This is a genomic window from Oceanisphaera sp. W20_SRM_FM3, from assembly GCF_052119705.1.
Lineage (GTDB): Bacteria > Pseudomonadota > Gammaproteobacteria > Enterobacterales > Aeromonadaceae > Oceanimonas.
Genome location: NZ_JBGQOP010000014.1, coordinates 1 through 15,759, shown reverse-complemented (window position 1 = coordinate 15,759; position 15,759 = coordinate 1). Strand labels below are relative to the sequence as shown.

General features: G+C 51.7%; 17 protein-coding genes. 10 read left to right on the top strand and 7 right to left on the bottom strand.

Translation table 11 applies throughout. The features are described from left to right. Nucleotides 1-98 precede the first annotated feature (98 nt). The 3 genes from ACEN2G_RS09085 (at nucleotide 99) to rmuC (ending at nucleotide 2,689) form a co-directional block, all read left to right on the top strand. Nucleotides 99-962, top strand: coding sequence for a PfkB family carbohydrate kinase (locus tag ACEN2G_RS09085; protein WP_442021169.1), 864 nt, complete (start codon nucleotides 99-101; stop codon nucleotides 960-962). 88 nt (nucleotides 963-1,050) lie between these two features. Then, nucleotides 1,051-1,308 (top strand): hypothetical protein, encoded by a 258-nt coding sequence (locus ACEN2G_RS09080; protein WP_442021168.1) that lies wholly within the window; start codon nucleotides 1,051-1,053, stop codon nucleotides 1,306-1,308. Nucleotide 1,309: 1 nt separating this feature from the next. Next, complete coding sequence (rmuC, locus tag ACEN2G_RS09075) at nucleotides 1,310-2,689, top strand: DNA recombination protein RmuC (protein ID WP_442021167.1); 1,380 nt, start codon at nucleotides 1,310-1,312, stop codon at nucleotides 2,687-2,689. A gap of 167 nt (nucleotides 2,690-2,856) precedes the next feature. Here rmuC and ACEN2G_RS09070 read toward each other — a convergent pair whose 3' ends face one another. The 5 genes from ACEN2G_RS09070 to def all read right to left on the bottom strand — a co-directional run bounded on the left by ACEN2G_RS09070 (nucleotide 2,857) and on the right by def (nucleotide 8,637). Then, the gene (locus tag ACEN2G_RS09070; protein WP_442021166.1) at nucleotides 2,857-4,302 is read right to left on the bottom strand and encodes a TrkH family potassium uptake protein; all 1,446 of its coding nucleotides are present in this window, start codon (nucleotides 4,300-4,302) and stop codon (nucleotides 2,857-2,859) included. Nucleotides 4,303-4,343: 41 nt separating this feature from the next. Beyond that, a complete protein-coding gene (trkA, locus tag ACEN2G_RS09065) occupies nucleotides 4,344-5,720 on the bottom strand; it encodes a Trk system potassium transporter TrkA (protein WP_442021165.1) in 1,377 nt (458 codons plus the stop codon). Continuing rightward, entirely contained in the window at nucleotides 5,717-7,024 is a 1,308-nt protein-coding gene (gene rsmB / locus ACEN2G_RS09060; protein WP_442021164.1) for a 16S rRNA (cytosine(967)-C(5))-methyltransferase RsmB, read from the bottom strand. Before rsmB ends, trkA begins: the two co-directional genes overlap by 4 nt. A 125-nt stretch (nucleotides 7,025-7,149) precedes the next feature. After that, nucleotides 7,150-8,106, bottom strand: coding sequence for a methionyl-tRNA formyltransferase (gene fmt / locus ACEN2G_RS09055; protein WP_442021163.1), 957 nt, complete (start codon nucleotides 8,104-8,106; stop codon nucleotides 7,150-7,152). 9 nt (nucleotides 8,107-8,115) lie between these two features. Then, the gene (gene def, locus ACEN2G_RS09050; protein WP_442021162.1) at nucleotides 8,116-8,637 is read right to left on the bottom strand and encodes a peptide deformylase; all 522 of its coding nucleotides are present in this window, start codon (nucleotides 8,635-8,637) and stop codon (nucleotides 8,116-8,118) included. A gap of 172 nt (nucleotides 8,638-8,809) precedes the next feature. Between def and dprA the strand changes: the two genes are divergently transcribed. Genes dprA through hemF form a run of 5 tightly spaced genes read left to right on the top strand, consistent with a single transcriptional unit; the run spans nucleotide 8,810 to nucleotide 12,552 of the window. Then, nucleotides 8,810-9,904 carry a DNA-processing protein DprA gene (dprA, locus tag ACEN2G_RS09045; protein ID WP_442021161.1) on the top strand — a complete coding sequence of 365 codons (1,095 nt, stop codon included), beginning with the start codon at nucleotides 8,810-8,812 and terminating at the stop codon, nucleotides 9,902-9,904. Between the two features lie 2 nt (nucleotides 9,905-9,906). Then, nucleotides 9,907-10,380 carry a DUF494 family protein gene (locus ACEN2G_RS09040; protein WP_442021160.1) on the top strand — a complete coding sequence of 158 codons (474 nt, stop codon included), beginning with the start codon at nucleotides 9,907-9,909 and terminating at the stop codon, nucleotides 10,378-10,380. A 47-nt stretch (nucleotides 10,381-10,427) separates the two neighbouring features. Continuing rightward, nucleotides 10,428-10,997, top strand: a complete 570-nt coding sequence (locus tag ACEN2G_RS09035) for a topoisomerase DNA-binding C4 zinc finger domain-containing protein (RefSeq protein ID WP_442021159.1) — start codon at nucleotides 10,428-10,430, stop codon at nucleotides 10,995-10,997. 29 nt (nucleotides 10,998-11,026) lie between these two features. After that, the gene (locus tag ACEN2G_RS09030) at nucleotides 11,027-11,590 is read left to right on the top strand and encodes a Sua5/YciO/YrdC/YwlC family protein (RefSeq protein ID WP_442021158.1); all 564 of its coding nucleotides are present in this window, start codon (nucleotides 11,027-11,029) and stop codon (nucleotides 11,588-11,590) included. 53 nt (nucleotides 11,591-11,643) lie between these two features. Next, a complete protein-coding gene (gene hemF, locus ACEN2G_RS09025; RefSeq protein ID WP_442021157.1) occupies nucleotides 11,644-12,552 on the top strand; it encodes an oxygen-dependent coproporphyrinogen oxidase in 909 nt (302 codons plus the stop codon). Here hemF and hdfR read toward each other — a convergent pair. Continuing rightward, entirely contained in the window at nucleotides 12,549-13,403 is an 855-nt protein-coding gene (gene hdfR / locus ACEN2G_RS09020) for an HTH-type transcriptional regulator HdfR (protein WP_442021156.1), read from the bottom strand. The genes hemF and hdfR overlap by 4 nt on opposite strands. A 160-nt stretch (nucleotides 13,404-13,563) precedes the next feature. Here hdfR and aroE point away from each other — a divergent pair, with 160 nt between their 5' ends. Together aroE and ACEN2G_RS09010 are read left to right on the top strand one after the other, a co-directional pair. Continuing rightward, entirely contained in the window at nucleotides 13,564-14,388 is an 825-nt protein-coding gene (gene aroE / locus ACEN2G_RS09015) for a shikimate dehydrogenase (protein ID WP_442021155.1), read from the top strand. Nucleotides 14,389-14,473: 85 nt separating this feature from the next. Beyond that, on the top strand, nucleotides 14,474-14,734 hold the full coding sequence (locus ACEN2G_RS09010; RefSeq protein ID WP_442021154.1) for a DUF1488 domain-containing protein: 261 nt from the start codon (nucleotides 14,474-14,476) through the stop codon (nucleotides 14,732-14,734). Nucleotides 14,735-14,787: 53 nt separating this feature from the next. On the opposite strand, the gene ACEN2G_RS09005 is transcribed toward ACEN2G_RS09010, so the two are convergent. Beyond that, the gene (locus tag ACEN2G_RS09005; protein ID WP_442021153.1) at nucleotides 14,788-15,327 is read right to left on the bottom strand and encodes a gamma carbonic anhydrase family protein; all 540 of its coding nucleotides are present in this window, start codon (nucleotides 15,325-15,327) and stop codon (nucleotides 14,788-14,790) included. Between the last annotated feature and the right edge of the window lie 432 nt (nucleotides 15,328-15,759).

Below are 15,759 nucleotides of genomic sequence, written 5' to 3'. Positions count from 1 at the left end.
GGCACCTGCCGCTGCGGTTGGTTAATATGCAGTTTCACCTTAATAAATAGGCGTGGCATCGGAGCCGGATATTACACCTACAGGGCACAAGGTACTTAATGGCAAACATACGGTTACTGGCCAACTTAAACTGCGATCATGTATTGGCATTAGATGAACCGCTGACTGCCGGCAGCCGCTTGCAGTATCGAGATCAAGGCAGACGCCTAGGCGGCGGTGGTGCTAATACCGGCATAGGTTTACTGTGGGCGGGCCACAACGTGCGTATTTTGTCGCGGGTGGGCAATGACGAAACGGGTGCTTGGCTGCTGCAATCTGCCACTCGGCTCGGTCTCGACATTAGCGAAGTGGAGCAGTTTGTGGGTGAAACCGGCGAGCTATTAGTGTTGGTGGATGGGGCTGGCGAGCGCACCATTTTGCGTCAACACAGCTTACCTGCACTGCCCAACGAGCTACCCAGCTCAAGCGTGGATTGTTTGTATGTAAATTACGATGGCGCGGATGCGGCGACGTATATGGCGGCGGCGCTGGGGCAAACCTTAGTGGTGAGTCAATATCCTAAAGGGGGCCGCTGGCCAAGGCCCTGTCAGATAATGATCGCCTCTTACGCAGACTTAGCCGTCGGCTTGGGAGTCGAACTATCTGCCCATCGAGACCCTCTTTGGCAGCATGCCCAGCAGTTGGCCGGTGATAGCTTGCAATGGTTGGTGGTCACTAATGGGGAGCAGGGCGCCGAGGCGTTTTCTGCGACTCAGCATATTCAAGTGCCGGCGCCCGTGGTGTCAGTGGTGGATGCGACCGGTGCCGGCGATGCTTTTGCTGGCGGTCTGATCAATGCCTTGCTCGCAAGGTTGCCCATGGCCAGCGCACTGGCACAAGCCAGCCAATGGGCGGCTTATACCTTATCGTCCAGTAGCTCTATCCCCAGTGAGCGGCTCAAACATTACCTGCATACTATCTGAGAGCTTAATGCGGTTGAGGGCTGAATGTTGTGGCCTGCGCTGTTAAGCTACAGGCTGATAGCACCCTGAACTTATACCTTGAGTAATCATGCCTCTGAATAACAGTGCCTTAAATAATAGTGTCATTATCTCCTTGCTCGGCCAGTGCTGGCGTTGGTCGGTATTTTTTATGTTTCCGCTGCTATTAGTACTCTACGTAGAGGTGATAGGCGTGGTTTTTTCTGACTTCGATAATGGCGTTAATCAACATAAGTGGCTGATTGTATTAATCTATCTGCTTTACGTCTTGGTGTGGTTTCGCGTAAATCGCTACGTTAAAGCCCTCCTTGAACAGCGCAGGCGCTAATATGTTGCCCCTCACCCTTGTTTGGCCTTATGCGTTAGCGGCGAGTGTTAGCTTGCTGTTGGGCTGGGGATTTACGCGCTTAAAGTTGGGCACCCGCTTGCAGCTGTTAGCCCAACAAGTGCAACATGGGCAAACCGCGCTGCAAGATAAACACCAAGAGCTGCAAGACACTCGGCAAAAGTTGGATCAGCAACAACAACTGTTATTAAAAATGAATGGCCGACTCAAAGAATACGAAACCCTGTTGCGTCAAGAGCGGCAAGTTACCGCCGACAAGCAAATTGAGTTTGAGGCCAGCGAAGCGCGGGTTGCCCAACAGTTTGAAAACTTAGCGCAGCGTATTTTTGAGCAAAAAACTCATAATTTTCGAGAGCTTAATCAGCATAGCCTGGACGGTTTACTGACGCCGCTGCGCGAACAACTGGACGGCTTTCGGCGCAATATTCAAGAAACCTACGCCGATGAAAGTCGCCAACGACACAGCCTGAAATTTGAAATTGAGCGCCTAGCCGAGTTGCATCAGCAGATGAGCGCAGATACCTCGGCACTCACTCGGGCCTTAAAAGGCGACAGTAAGCAACAAGGCAACTGGGGCGAAGTAGTGTTGTCGCGGGTATTATCAGAATCCGGCTTACGCGAAGGCCATGAATACAGCACCCAGCTCAGTTTGAATAATGCCGAAGGTAAGCGTTATCAGCCGGACGTAGTGGTGCATCTGCCGCAAGAGAAAGACATTATTATCGATGCCAAAGTTTCGCTCACCGCCTATGAGCGTTACTACAATGGCGAGGATGCGCAGGCGCGTGAACAAGCCTTGCGCGAGCATGTAAACTCGGTGCGCGGCCATATTCGCGAATTAGGCCGTAAAGATTATCAGCAGCTGCAAGGGGTGCGCACCCTCGATTATGTGCTGATGTTTGTGGCGGTGGAGCCGGCATTTTTGGTGGCGGTAGAAGCCGAGCCTGCCTTAATCAAATACGCCTTAGATAATAATATCCTGCTGGTCAGCCCTACCAACTTATTGGTGGCGTTGCGCACCATAGAAAACTTATGGCGGGTCGAGCGGCAAAATCAGAACGCGCGCAAGATTGCCGAATCGGCGGGTAAAATCTATGAAAAACTGCGCTCTTTTACCGAAGATATGGAAGCCGTGGGCCAATCTTTGCATAAGGCAGAAGACCATTATCAGCGCGCCATGAAGAAGCTCAGCACCGGCCGAGGCAACCTGATCCGCCAAGCAGAAGCCTTTCGTGAATTAGGCGTAGAAGTCACTAAGCCGCTGCCCGAACACCTACGTGAAAGAGCCAGTACCGAGCGTCTATCTGCAGAAGCCTTTAAAGCTCAAGACTTTCTTGCCACTGAAGCCACAGACAAGAGCTAGTTCAATAACGAAAAGAGAAAAGCATTTGCCGTTTGATGTATAAAGTTTTTTATAAAATCGTCTCTCAGGTCGTGATCGCTCTTATCTTTATTTTTCCGTGACAAATAAATTTTGAGTCTTGATCTTTAACTTATGGCGTACAGCGTAAGACGTAGCGCTTTTTTTGACTAGCTTCGCCAAAACCTCGGAAAAAACAGCACCATCACCGTCATGATCTCCAGCCTACCCATCAACATGCCGATGGCTAATAGCCATTTGGCAGATGCGGGCAAGCTGGCAAAGTTACCGTTAGGGCCAATAATGTCGCCTATGCCGGGGCCCACGTTGGCCACTGCAGTAATGGCCGCGGAAATAGCCACTTGTGGCGGCAGCGAGATGAGCGCGAGTAATAACGCCAACAGCACTATGGTAGCGAAGTAGCCGAAGATAAAGGTGATTAGTGAGCGCACGATTTCATCGTCTAAGTGACGGCCGTTATAGCGCTGACCCACCATGGCTCTGGGATGAATTAACAAATACAGCTGCCTCTTAAATAACGCCATACCCACCTGAAAGCGAAAGATCTTAAAGCCCCCCGCCGTGGAGCCTGAGCAGGCGCCGCAGGCCATCAGTAAGCCGAACAACAGCAAGGGAAATGGCCCCCAACTGCCAAAATCTTCTAAGCCAAAGCCGGTGGTGGTGATCACAGACACTAAATTAAACAAACTGATGCGAATGGCGTCTGGCCAGGGATAACGTTCGGTGAGTGATAAGTAGAGGCTCAAGATAGCGCACGCCACTAACACCAGTATGAAAAATCCCCGTACTTGAGCGTCTTTAAAGAGATGAAAATTGCGCTGTTGCAGGCTGTACACCATCAATAAAAAAGGCAGGCCGCCAATAAACATAAAGACGATGGCCACCCAGTGGGCGCCGACCGAAAAGTGATTCATCGACTTATCTGAGGTGGAATAGCCGCCAGTACTTAAGGTGGTCATGGCATGGTTAATGGCCTCAAAGCCGCTCATGTTGGATAACACGTAATAACTCAACACACAGGCGAAGGTAAGCGTCACGTAGAGCACGACGATGCGCTTGGCCATAGTGGCGGCGCGCGGCGCAGCTTTGTCTGACCAGTCGGAGGATTCGGTTTGGAAAAGCTTCATGCCGCCCACGTTCAGGTTGGGCAAAATTGCCACTGCCGCCACAATAAAGCCCACACCGCCCAGCCATTGCAAGATGGAACGCCATAACAGTATGGGGGGCGGGGTGTGGGCTAAATCGGTGAGCACGGTGGAGCCTGTGGTGGTGACGCCGGACATGGTCTCGAAGAAGGCGTCGGTAAAGCTGATATGACTAATAAAGACAAACGGCAGGGCGCCAAACACACACACGCTCAGCCACACCAGCGTGGTGAGCAAAAACATCTCTTTCACCCTGAGCTTCACTTTTGCGCCGCGGCCAAGCAGCCAGAGTAAAGCTGCCGTGATATGGGTAATTAAGGTGGCTAATAAAAACTCTTGAAAGCTAGCGCCGCCAGTGAATAGCGCTAGTAGTGTGGGCAGCCACATAAAGAGCGCTAATTTAGAGAGCACTAAGCCTAAAATTAAAGCGATGGGTCTGATGCTAAACATCGCAAGCTCCGCTCTTAGGGCCGTATGTTAAAGGAAGAATATTAGAGGAAGAAGGGACTAGGTTGGAATAACCGCTCTACTTCGGGAATGAACTTCTTATCGACTAAGAACAAGATCACGTGGTCATTTTGCTCGATTACGGTTTGGTTGTGGCCGATGATCACCTCGTCGCCGCGCACGATAGCGCCGATAGTGGTGCCCGGCGGTAGTTTTAGCTCGCCCACTTGGCGGCCTACCACCTTAGAGGTAGCACTATCGCCGTGGGCTATGGCTTCAATGGCTTCGGCGGCACCGCGACGCAATGAATGCACATTGACGATATCGGCTTTACGCACATGAGTTAACAGCGCCGATATGGTGGCTTGCTGCGGTGAAATGGCCACATCTATGCTGCCACCTTGTACTAAGTCGACGTAGGCACTGCGCTGAATAAGCACCATGGTCTTCTTGGCGCCCAGTTTCTTCGCCAACATAGCCGACATGATATTGGCTTCGTCTTGGTTGGTGACCGCAATAAAGACATCGATTTGCTCGATATGCTCTTCAATCAATAATTCTTGATCCGCCGCGTCGCCACAAAAGACGATGGTGTGCTCTAGCAATTCCGATAATTGCTCGGCGCGTTTGAGATTGTGCTCAATCAGCTTCACCGAATAGTTTTTTTCTAAGCGTTTGGCCAATCCTGCGCCCACATGGCCGCCGCCCACAATCATGATGCGTTTATAGTCACTTTCTACCCGCTGCAGCTCCGACATTACGGCCCGGATATGGCCGCTAGCAGCCACGAAGAACACCTCGTCGTCCGCTTCAATGATGGTGGTGCCCTGTGGGCGTATTGGTCTGTCTTGGCGAAAAATGGCTGCTACTCGGGTGTCTATGCCGGGCATATGATCGCGCAAGCTAGACAACGCATTGCCCACTAATGGGCCGCCGTAATAGGCTTTAATGGCCACTAAGCCCACTTTACCTTGAGCAAAGTCCACTACTTGCAGTGCACCCGGGTACTGGATCAGGCGATAAATATATTCGGTGACCAGTTGCTCGGGCGCTATTAAGTTGTCTACCGGCAGCGCTTCATTAAGAAATAAGCGCTCGCGCTCCGCCAAAAACTCCGGTGAGCGAATACGCGCTATCTTATTGGGCGTGTTAAATAAGGAGTAGGCGACTTGGCAGGCAATCATGTTGGTTTCATCGCTGCTGGTCACCGCCACCAGCAAATCCGCATCTTGAGCACCGGCATCGCGCAGCACGTTAGGATAAGAGCCGTGGCCGTTAATGACCCGCAAGTCGAACCTATCCTGCAACTCTCGTAGTCGCTCGGCATTGGTATCGACTACGGTAATGTCGTTATTCTCGCTAACGAGAATTTCCGCTAGCGTGCCGCCGACTTGCCCCGCGCCTAAGATGATGATCTTCATGCTAGTTTACTTGTTTTTTTAGTGAGCTTTGCATAATAAAAGCCATCGCCTTGCTCCGCCGCGGGCAAAATCTGCCAGCCTGGCATGGCTGGGGTATCGTCACCATGCAGTGGGATGTGTTGAGCATCTGGGGTACGGCCTAAGAAATTGATGATTTGCTCGCTGTTTTCATCAGGCAAAATCGAGCAAGTGGCATACAAAAGCGTGCCGCCGGGCGCTAACTTTAGCCAAAGTGCATCTAAGATCTGTGCTTGCAACTTGGCCAGCTGCGCTATGTCTTCTGCGCGGCGCAGCCATTTAATGTCCGGATGACGACGAATAACGCCGGTGGCGGAGCAAGGCGCATCGAGCAAGATGCGATCAAAATCATCACCCTGCCACCAAGTGTCAGGCTCTGCCGCATCGGCTTCGATAACGGTGGCCTGAAGATTGATGCGCTCTAAGTTTTGATGCACTCGCTTTAGGCGCTCGCCGTCCATGTCCACCGCCACTAATTGTTTTAGATTGGGCTGGCGCTCTAAAATATGCGCCGTCTTGCCGCCCGGTGCCGCACAGGCATCCAACACCAGCTCACCGGCTTGGGCATCTAACAATTGAGCGGCCAACTGCGCCGAGGCGTCCTGCACCGAGCTTGCCCCGTGCTCAAAATCTGGCAAGAGCGCTACGTCTAATGGCCGGCCTAAGCACAGCGCGCTGTCTGCCATCGTATCTGGCGTTGCCTCAATCTCGGCGGCGGCCAATAACGCCAAATACGCTTCGCAGGTATGTTGGCTTTGATTCACCCGGATCCACATTGGCGGATGCTGGTTATTGGCGGTGAGAATGTCTTGCCACAGCTCGGGATACGCTTTTTGAATGCGCTTCACCAGCCAATTAGGGTGCGCCAAGCGCAATTGTGGCAAGGCATCTACCTTGGCGGTGAGCTCGTCTTGCTGACGTTGTACGTTGCGCAAGATGCCGTTCACCATGCCTTTAAACGGTTCGGCCTTTACTAGTTTACAAGCGGCCACGGTTTCGGCCAGTGCCGCGTGAGCGGGAATGCGGGTATACAACAACTGATAAATACCCACCAACAGCAGGCTATGCACCACCTTGTATTTGCCGGTGAGCGGTTTTTCTACCAGTTGCTTGGCGATGGCATCGAGTCGGCTATACCAACGCAAGGTGCCAAAACACAGCTCTTGCAGCAGAGCGCGATCTTTAGGTGCCACTTCTTGCTGATAGCGAGGCAGTAAGCCAGACAAGGACTGACCTTGGTTAAGCACCTGATGAATGATATTGGCGGCGGCGGCACGGGTTTTCATAGAATTACCATTAAGATTAAGGATGTTTAGGCGAGAGTCGTATTTAGCTGAGAACTAGCTTAGGCGGGAAATGTTCTTAGCTAGGTCCAGCCTAGCTAAGAACTATGCCCAGCTTAAAACAATGGCTAGTTTAAAATGGCGCCTACTTGAAACCAGTCTTTACGCGCATTGAGCAAATCTTGGCAGCTCATGGCTTTTTTGCCGGGCGGCTGCAAACTCAGCAGGCGCAACACGCCATTACCGGTGGCCACATCAATGCCCGCCTTGCTGGCGTTAATAATAGTACCGGGCGTGGCGTTCGAGGATTCACACTCCTGCTCCGCCAGCACTTGGCTCTGCCAGACCTTAATATTGTGCTCGCCCACTAAGAAGTAGCTAAACGGCCAGGGATTAAAGGCACGCACGCAACGCTCAAGGTGCGCCGCCGACTGTTGCCAGTCGATGAGGGCTTCTTCTTTAGACAGCTTTTCGGCGTAGTTCGCCAACGCATCGTCTTGTACCACAGGTTGTGCTTGGCCATTGGCAATCACGCTCAGACTTTCCAGCAGTGCTTGCGGGCCAATTTCGGCTAGCTTTTCATACAGAGTGGCCGAAGTGTCGGTATTTTCGATGGGCAGACGAGCGATGTGCAGCATATCGCCGGTATCTAAGCCCTTATCCATCTGCATGATAGTAACGCCTGTCTCCTCGTCACCGGCCCAAATGGCTCGTTGAATGGGCGCGGCACCGCGCCAACGTGGTAATAAGGAGCCATGCACATTAATGCAGCCTAAGCGCGGCGCATCTAGTACCACTTGGGGCAAGATCAAACCGTAGGCCACCACTACCATGATATCCGCATTCAGTGCGGCTAAGGCTTGCTGTGCGGTTTCATCGCGCAAGCTTGGCGGCTGTAACACCGGAATGCCAGCCTGCTCAGCCGCCACTTTTACGGCGCTGGGCGTTAATTTTTTACCGCGGCCCGCAGGGCGATCCGGTTGGGTGTAAACGGCCACTACCTTATGTTCAGAACCTAGCAAAGCCTGCAAATGGCGGGCAGCAAAATCCGGCGTACCGGCAAAAATAATATTGAGTGAGCTCAAAAGGCGTCCTTACGATTGCAGATCTTGGGCTTCTTGCTTGGTCAGCTTTTCCATTTTCTGGCGAATACGCTGGCGCTTCAGTGGCGATAAATAATCCACAAACAACTTACCAATCAAGTGATCCATCTCATGCTGAATACAGATGGCTAGCAGCTCGTCGGCTTCAAATTCAAAGGTCTCGCCTTTGACGTTTTGGGCGCGCACCGTCACAAACTCGGATCTTTCTACCAAGGCGCGGGCGCCCGGCACCGACAAGCAACCTTCTTCGATACCTGTGCTGCCGCTTTGCTCTAAAATTTCCGGATTGATCAGCACCAATTGCTCGGCTCTGTCTTCCGACACGTCCATGACGATCAAACGTTGATGAATATCCACCTGAGTCGCAGCTAGGCCTATGCCTTCTTCTGCGTACATGGTTTCAAACATATCATCTACAATTTGCTGTAATTCAGGGGTGAATTCGGTGATGGGCTGGGCGATGGTACGCAGGCGTTCATCGGGAAAACGTAATACGGGTAATACTTTTGCCATAACAGGTTAGCTCTTTTATCTATCGATATTGGTAGTATTTTAACCATGTCGGCGCACAAAAAACAGCAAGAGTTAACGCAAGCCACCACAAGCGGACAAACAAGGGCCAGAATGGCGCTAATCTTAGCTTTTTTGTTGTATTAATATGACCAGACTTATGGAGAGGTGGCAGATGGCAGTAGCACTGGCTCAACACCCTTTGTTACCTTGGTTGGCCTTGCAACACACCCAAGGTATAGGGCCGGTGCGTGCCCTCAAGCTCTACCACACTCTAGGTGAGCACTGGTATCTGCCGGAAAATCTGCAGCGCACGAAAGTGAGCGCCGAGCAGTTAAACCAATTACAAACCGCACACCTTGATCTGCTCGAACCCATACTGGCGTGGCAGCAAGGCGCAGCTCATCGGCATGTGCTGAGTTGGGATAGCCCTGATTATCCAACGCAATTGAAAGCCACACCGGCGGCACCGCTCATTTTGTTTGTTGAAGGTGAGCTCGATGCGCTAATCCAGTCGCAAATAGCCGTGGTGGGTAGTCGGCATCCCTCTTATGTGGGCAAAGAAAATACTAAAAATCTGATCCCGGCTTTAGTGGCGGCGGGTGCGGTTATTACTTCTGGCTTGGCGTTGGGCATAGATGGACTCAGCCACAGAGCCGCCTTAGACGCGGGCGGTATTAGTTTAGGCGTGCTGGGTTCTGGATTAGACAAAATTTACCCGAAACGGCATCTGAACTTGGCCTTTGATCTTATAGAATCGGGCGGCGCTTTAATTTCCGAATGTTACCCTTGGGTGGGGCCACTGGCTCATCATTTTCCACGACGTAATCGCATCATCAGCGGCTTAAGTTTAGGAGTATTAGTAATGGAAGCGGCCGAGCGCAGTGGTTCGCTTATCACGGCACGCTACGCGCTTGAGCAAGGGCGCGAGGTGTTCGCTATTCCTGGTGCTTGGCAAAATCCGCTAGCAAAGGGCTGTAATCAGCTGATCCAGCAAGGTGCTAAATTAGTGTTGGATGCCAATGACATATTAGAAGAGCTCAGAGCCTTTTCAGTGGCCGAGCTCAAAGTTCTTGCTGCAAATTCAGACGAATTATTGCCTTATCCTGAGTTGTTGGATAACGTAGGAATAGAGACAACGGCGTTAGATGTGATTGCCAGTCGTTGTCAGCAGCCGGTGCAGGATGTGCTTATTCGGTTGGTCGAGCTGGAGTTGGCTGGCTGGGTGGCATCTGTACCCGGGGGTTATGTCAGAGCGAGGAGGGGATGATCATGTTCGAGGTACTCATGTACTTATTCGAAAGCTACATCCACACCGATGTAGAGACCATGGTAGAACAGGATGCTCTCGCCGATGAATTAACCCAAGCGGGCTTTCATAAGCAAGAGATCCTCAAGGCGCTAGCTTGGCTAGAACGTTTGGCTGATTTACAAGAAGCAGAAGAAACACCTGCTTGGGCTAAATCTGAACCCAGTTCATTTCGCATCTACACCGCTGAAGAAACGTATAAAATCGATGCAGAAGGCCGAGGTTTTCTGTTGTTCTTAGAACAGATCCAAATACTGAACGCAGAAACCCGTGAAATCGTAATTGAGCGACTCATGGAGCTGGATCCACCGGAAATTGAGTTAGAAGATCTCAAATGGGTGGCCATGATGGTGCTGTTTAATGTGCCCGGTGGCGAGTCCGCTTATCACCAACTGGAAGAGCTTATTTTTGAGCAGCCAGAAGGGGTGGTTCACTGACAGGCGCCGCGCTGATAGAATCGCAGTAATGCATTCGGAGGCGCGGTATGTCGAAAATTGATTCCAGTCTATTTAGTACCAAAGAAATGGCCCCTGAATGGGAGCACACTCCCTGTCCGCAATGCGGTGCTGCTCTTGAATTACGCCATGGCAAACATGGCGCCTTTCTTGGTTGCGCCACTTATCCTGCCTGTGATTACCTGCGCCCCTTAAAGGTGGTAGAACCGGATCAAGACATTGAAAAAGTGCTGGAGGGCAGCGAATGCCCATTGTGCCAGCACCCTTTAGCGCTTAAAAAAGGCCGCTTCGGCCTCTTCATCGGCTGCACTCATTACCCCGAATGTCATCACATTGCCGATATTAACGATCAAGGTGACGCCGAACCCAGCTGCCCCCTGTGCAAGAAAGGGCTGCTGGTGGCCAGAACCTCCCGTTATGGCAAACGCTTTTATGCCTGCAATCACTATCCGCAATGCCGCTTTATCAGTAATGATAAGCCGGTGGCAGAGACCTGCCCCGACTGTGGCTTTGCCATTTTAGTGGAGCGCAAAGGCCAACTGCATTGCCCGAAGAAAGGCTGTGGTTATCGTAAATTACCGTTTGTTGAAACGCTCTGATCCCGCATAAGGCCAAGGAATTCATAAAGATGAACGCGAACATCCTGCAGTTAGCCCTAACACAACTGCGCCAAGGCGGCGTGATTGGCTATGCCACCGAGGCTGTCTTCGGCTTGGGCTGTGACCCCGATAACGGTGCAGCGGTGCAGCGCTTGCTCGACATCAAGCAGCGCCCTATTGAGAAGGGCTTAGTCTTGGTGGCGGCCGATATTAGCCAATTGATGCCTTATTTAGACTTGAGCAAGTTACCAGAAGGGCGTTTAAGTGAGATCCTCAATACTTGGCCTGGGCCCAATACGTGGGTCATTCCTGCCAAGCCTGAAGTACCCACTTGGCTTAAAGGGCGCTTCGACTCACTGGCGGTGCGCGTAACGGCGCATCCGCAGGTGCGCGATCTGTGCTTGGCCTTGGGTAAACCCTTAGTGTCCAGCAGTGCCAATATCGCCGGTCAGCCGCCAGCGCGCAGTGCCGTGGAGCTTGAACAACAGTTAGGTCATAAGCTGGATTATATTCTACCCGGCAACACTCAAGGTCTCGCTAACCCTTCCTTGATCCGCGATGGCGGCACCGGTGCCGTATTGCGCCCCGCTTAAGTTGCTTGCGACTTAAGTTGCGTCCCGCGTAAATTTTATTAAGAGAGAAAGCAATGAGCACACAACCCGATATTCAGGCCGTAAAAGCCTTTTTACTGCAGCTGCAAGATAATATTTGTGCCGGTTTAGCGGCGGCCGACGGTACTGGTCAATTTATTGAAGACAGTTGGGACCGCGCCGAAGGCGGTGGTGGTCGTAGCCGCGTGATGCGCAACGGTAGCGTGATTGAGCAAGGTGGCGTTAACTTTTCTCATGTACACGGCGATGCGATGCCCGCCTCTGCTACGGCGCATAGGCCTGAGCTAGCCGGTCGCTCGTTTGAAGCCATGGGCGTGTCGCTAGTGATCCACCCGCACAATCCGCATGTGCCTACCAGCCATGCCAACGTACGCTTTTTTATCGCCGAAAAAGAAGGAGCCGATCCCGTGTGGTGGTTTGGCGGTGGTTTTGACTTAACGCCTTTTTACCCGGTAGAAGAAGACTGCCAGCATTGGCATCAAGTGTCTCATGACCTGTGCGCACCCTTTGGCGACCAGGTATATGCGGAATATAAAAAATGGTGCGATGAGTACTTCTATCTCAAACACAGAGATGAAACCCGTGGCGTAGGCGGCTTGTTCTTCGATGACTTAAATCAGTGGCCGTTTGATCGCTGCTTCGCGTTTATGCAAGCGGTGGGCGAGGGTTACTTAGATGCCTACCTGCCGATTATCGAAAAGCGTAAAAATACGCCTTTCACCGAGCAAGAGCGCCAGTTCCAGCTGTATCGTCGCGGTCGTTATGTGGAGTTTAACTTGGTCTACGACCGAGGCACGCTATTTGGTCTGCAAACCGGCGGTCGTACCGAGTCTATTTTAATGTCGATGCCACCGCTGGCGCGTTGGGAATATGACTGGCAACCCGAGCCGGGCACTAATGAGGCCAAATTATATGACTTCTTAGTGCCCAGAGTCTGGATTTAATCCGCAATAGCTTGGGGGGCAAACAAGGAGATCACCTGATCGATTATGTCTTGGCGCTCCCCACCGGGTAAATAGGCCGCATACACTTTGCGGCTAATGGACGGCGTATCGGCCACCACAAACAGCTGTTCTTGCTGTTGGTAGGTATTGATCATGGAGCTGGGCAAGAAAGTGCTGCCGCCATGATGCAATAAATACTCAAGCGCAATGCGCACCGACCCGGTGTGCAAGATGGGCGGCGTGCTGGCATTAAACAGTTTGGCATGCTGAGTATTAAATGCCGTACCCCAGTCGATGCGGATATAATCTTCCGCCATCGCCTTAGCGGTATCCAAATGCTGATGAGACGACACCAGTTGCAGCTCCATGGTGTGAATAGCCACGTGGTGTACGCCTTCGATGCGCGCCGGATCCGTTAAAAAAGCCAAATCCAAGGTGCGACTCAGCAGTGCGCGAGTCATTTGCTCGGGCGTGCGAATATCGGCGCGCAACGACAACGCCGGCAGTTCGCAATACAGGCGATGTAAGCCCTCTTGCAAGTAAGCGTCCCACAAGTTGGCCGTGCCGGCCACCGCCAGTTGCTGGGTTTGTCGTTCGCTTAACGCCACTTCGTGCTGTGCCCGTGCCCACGCCAACAGCATGGACTCGGCATGCGGAATAAGCGCATCACCCGAAGACGTCAGCTGGATATTATTGCGCAGCCGCGTAAAGAGCGTCACGCCCAGCTGGCTTTCTAACTGGCGAATGCGAAAACTGACCGCCGACGGCGTCAGGTACAGATGCTCCGCAGCCTTGCCAAAATGGCGAGTACGCGAAACTTCTAGAAAGGTTTTTAATAGTTCAGTATCCAAGGCAGCCACAATATTTTTGTTCGTTAGCGCAAAATCTATTCGTTTTAGTAATTTTTGCAACCAAAAAATGTATGTACTGGCAATATCAGTGCATTTACCGTCTACTTAAGACTCAATAGTACTTATTTCAGTCGTCAAATCGTCAGCGAGAGCAAACATCATGGACAGATATGCCGTTATCGGGCATCCCATCAAACATAGCCAATCTCCTTTTATTCATCAGCAATTTGCCGAGCAAATGGGACAGTTGCTTGATTATCAACGTCTGCTGGCACCGTTAGATGGTTTTGCCGATAGTTTGCGTCATTTTGCAGCCGAGGGCGGCAAAGGTTGCAATATTACGGTCCCGTTCAAGACTCAAGCCTTGGACATAGCCGATGAGTTGACTCCGAGAGCCGAATTGGCGGGTGCTGTGAATACGCTACATTTATTAGCCGACGGTCGATGGCTTGGGGATAACACGGATGGCGCAGGGCTGGTGATGGATCTCAAACGCCTCGGCTGCACCTTAATGGGCGCCAATATCCTATTATTAGGTGCAGGAGGGGCGGCACGTGGCGCCTTGGCGCTGTTATTAGCGGAGCAGCCTGCAAAATTGGTGGTGGCTAATCGCACGCCGGCTCGCGCAGACGAGTTGGCTCAGCACTTTGCGCATTTAGGCAATATTGTGAGTGCACCGCTCGAAACCTTAGATCAGCCTTTCGATATTATTATCAATAGCACTTCCGCCAGCTTGCAGGGCGAGACGCTGTCACTCGGCGATCAGGTGTGCAACCCCGATACGCGAGTTTACGACATGATGTATGGTGCCACAGAAACGCCGTTTCTGGCGTGGGCCAGAGAGCAAGGGCTTGAACACAGATATGACGGCTTAGGTATGTTGGTCGGCCAGGCCGCCGAAAGTTTTTATGTTTGGCGTGGCGTTCGGCCCCAAGTGATGCCTGTGCTCGAAGCGTTGCGTGAGCAGTTAGTGGCTGTAAAATAACATGCAGTGTGGAGTAAGAGGGGGGGGATTTTTATCTCAGCCCTTACTCCTCACACTTCACTCCTCACCCTTCGCAGGTATTAACATGAATCAGGATGTGATCGTTAACGACGACCTTAATTGGCAGCCAGAGCAACAGCGGCTGGCGTTTAGCGCCCAGTGGTTTGGTGGCCAAGTGATTTGTTACCTCAGTTTATCTCGGCTCGAGCATCTTAGCGGCCAAGCATTAGTGGATGAGGCCAATATCATATTGGCCTTTGAGTCGGTGCGCTTTGATATAGAAGAGCAGGTGAGCGAGCTGGTCGGCCAAGAAGCCTTTGGTCCAGATGGCAGTCTGACGCTGTAAATAAGTGAAGAGTAAAACGTGAGGCGTAATAGCCTTACATCTCATGTCTCGTTTTATAAGGCCGCCAGATACTCATCCTTCAGGCGCACATAGTTAGCGGCGGACTCAGAGAATAAGGCTTTTTCTGCAGCCGTTAACGGCCGCACTTGTTTGGCGGGGCTGCCCATATATAAGTAGCCGGATGCTAATTGCTTACCAGGCGGCACCAAACTGCCGGCACCCACCAGCACCTCATCGTCTATATTAGCCCCATCTAATACAATCACGCCCATACCGATCAACACTCGATTACCAATAGTGCAGGCATGCAACATGGCCTTATGGCCTACGGTAACATCATCACCTATTAGTAAAGGCAGGCCAGTCGGTAATGTTGAGCTTGGCCGTGACACATGCAACACGCAACCATCTTGAATATTAGTGCGCGCGCCAATGCGGATCTTATGCACATCTCCGCGCGCCACCACCAATGGCCAGATACTGGAATCTTCACCTACCTTAATATCGCCATACAAAACCGCCGACGCTTCCACAAACACACCTTTTGCAAGCTGTGGGCTAATACCCTTATAGCTTTTCAATGCCGTCATCATTAATACCCGTCGTAAAGTGATAGCTAAGATTAGCGGCTTCTACATAAGAAGCACAGTTGTCCGCGTTGAGCTGTGAATCTCCCCCCGTAATTTAAGCTTGGATCTACAAAAATGACTATTGACCCTAGTTGAACGCACTTAAATCTCGTTCTCATCACCCCCTTACACTTCACTCCTCACGGCCTTAATGTGCATAACTCTGTGAGTAAGTTGTGCGCTTGCTGGGTGTTTGAGCGGTCAGTCGTGAATTGTAATTTTATTGCCATAAACGACTTGCGCCAAAAGCTGAGATCTCTATACTCCACCCCACTGACACGGAGCAAGGCGCTTACGGTCACAAAGGTTTGAGAAAACAGAAATTAAGTTTGAAACAAACACTTGACGAACACTACGGATTGCGTAGAATACGCATCCCGACCTGAGACACGGTCA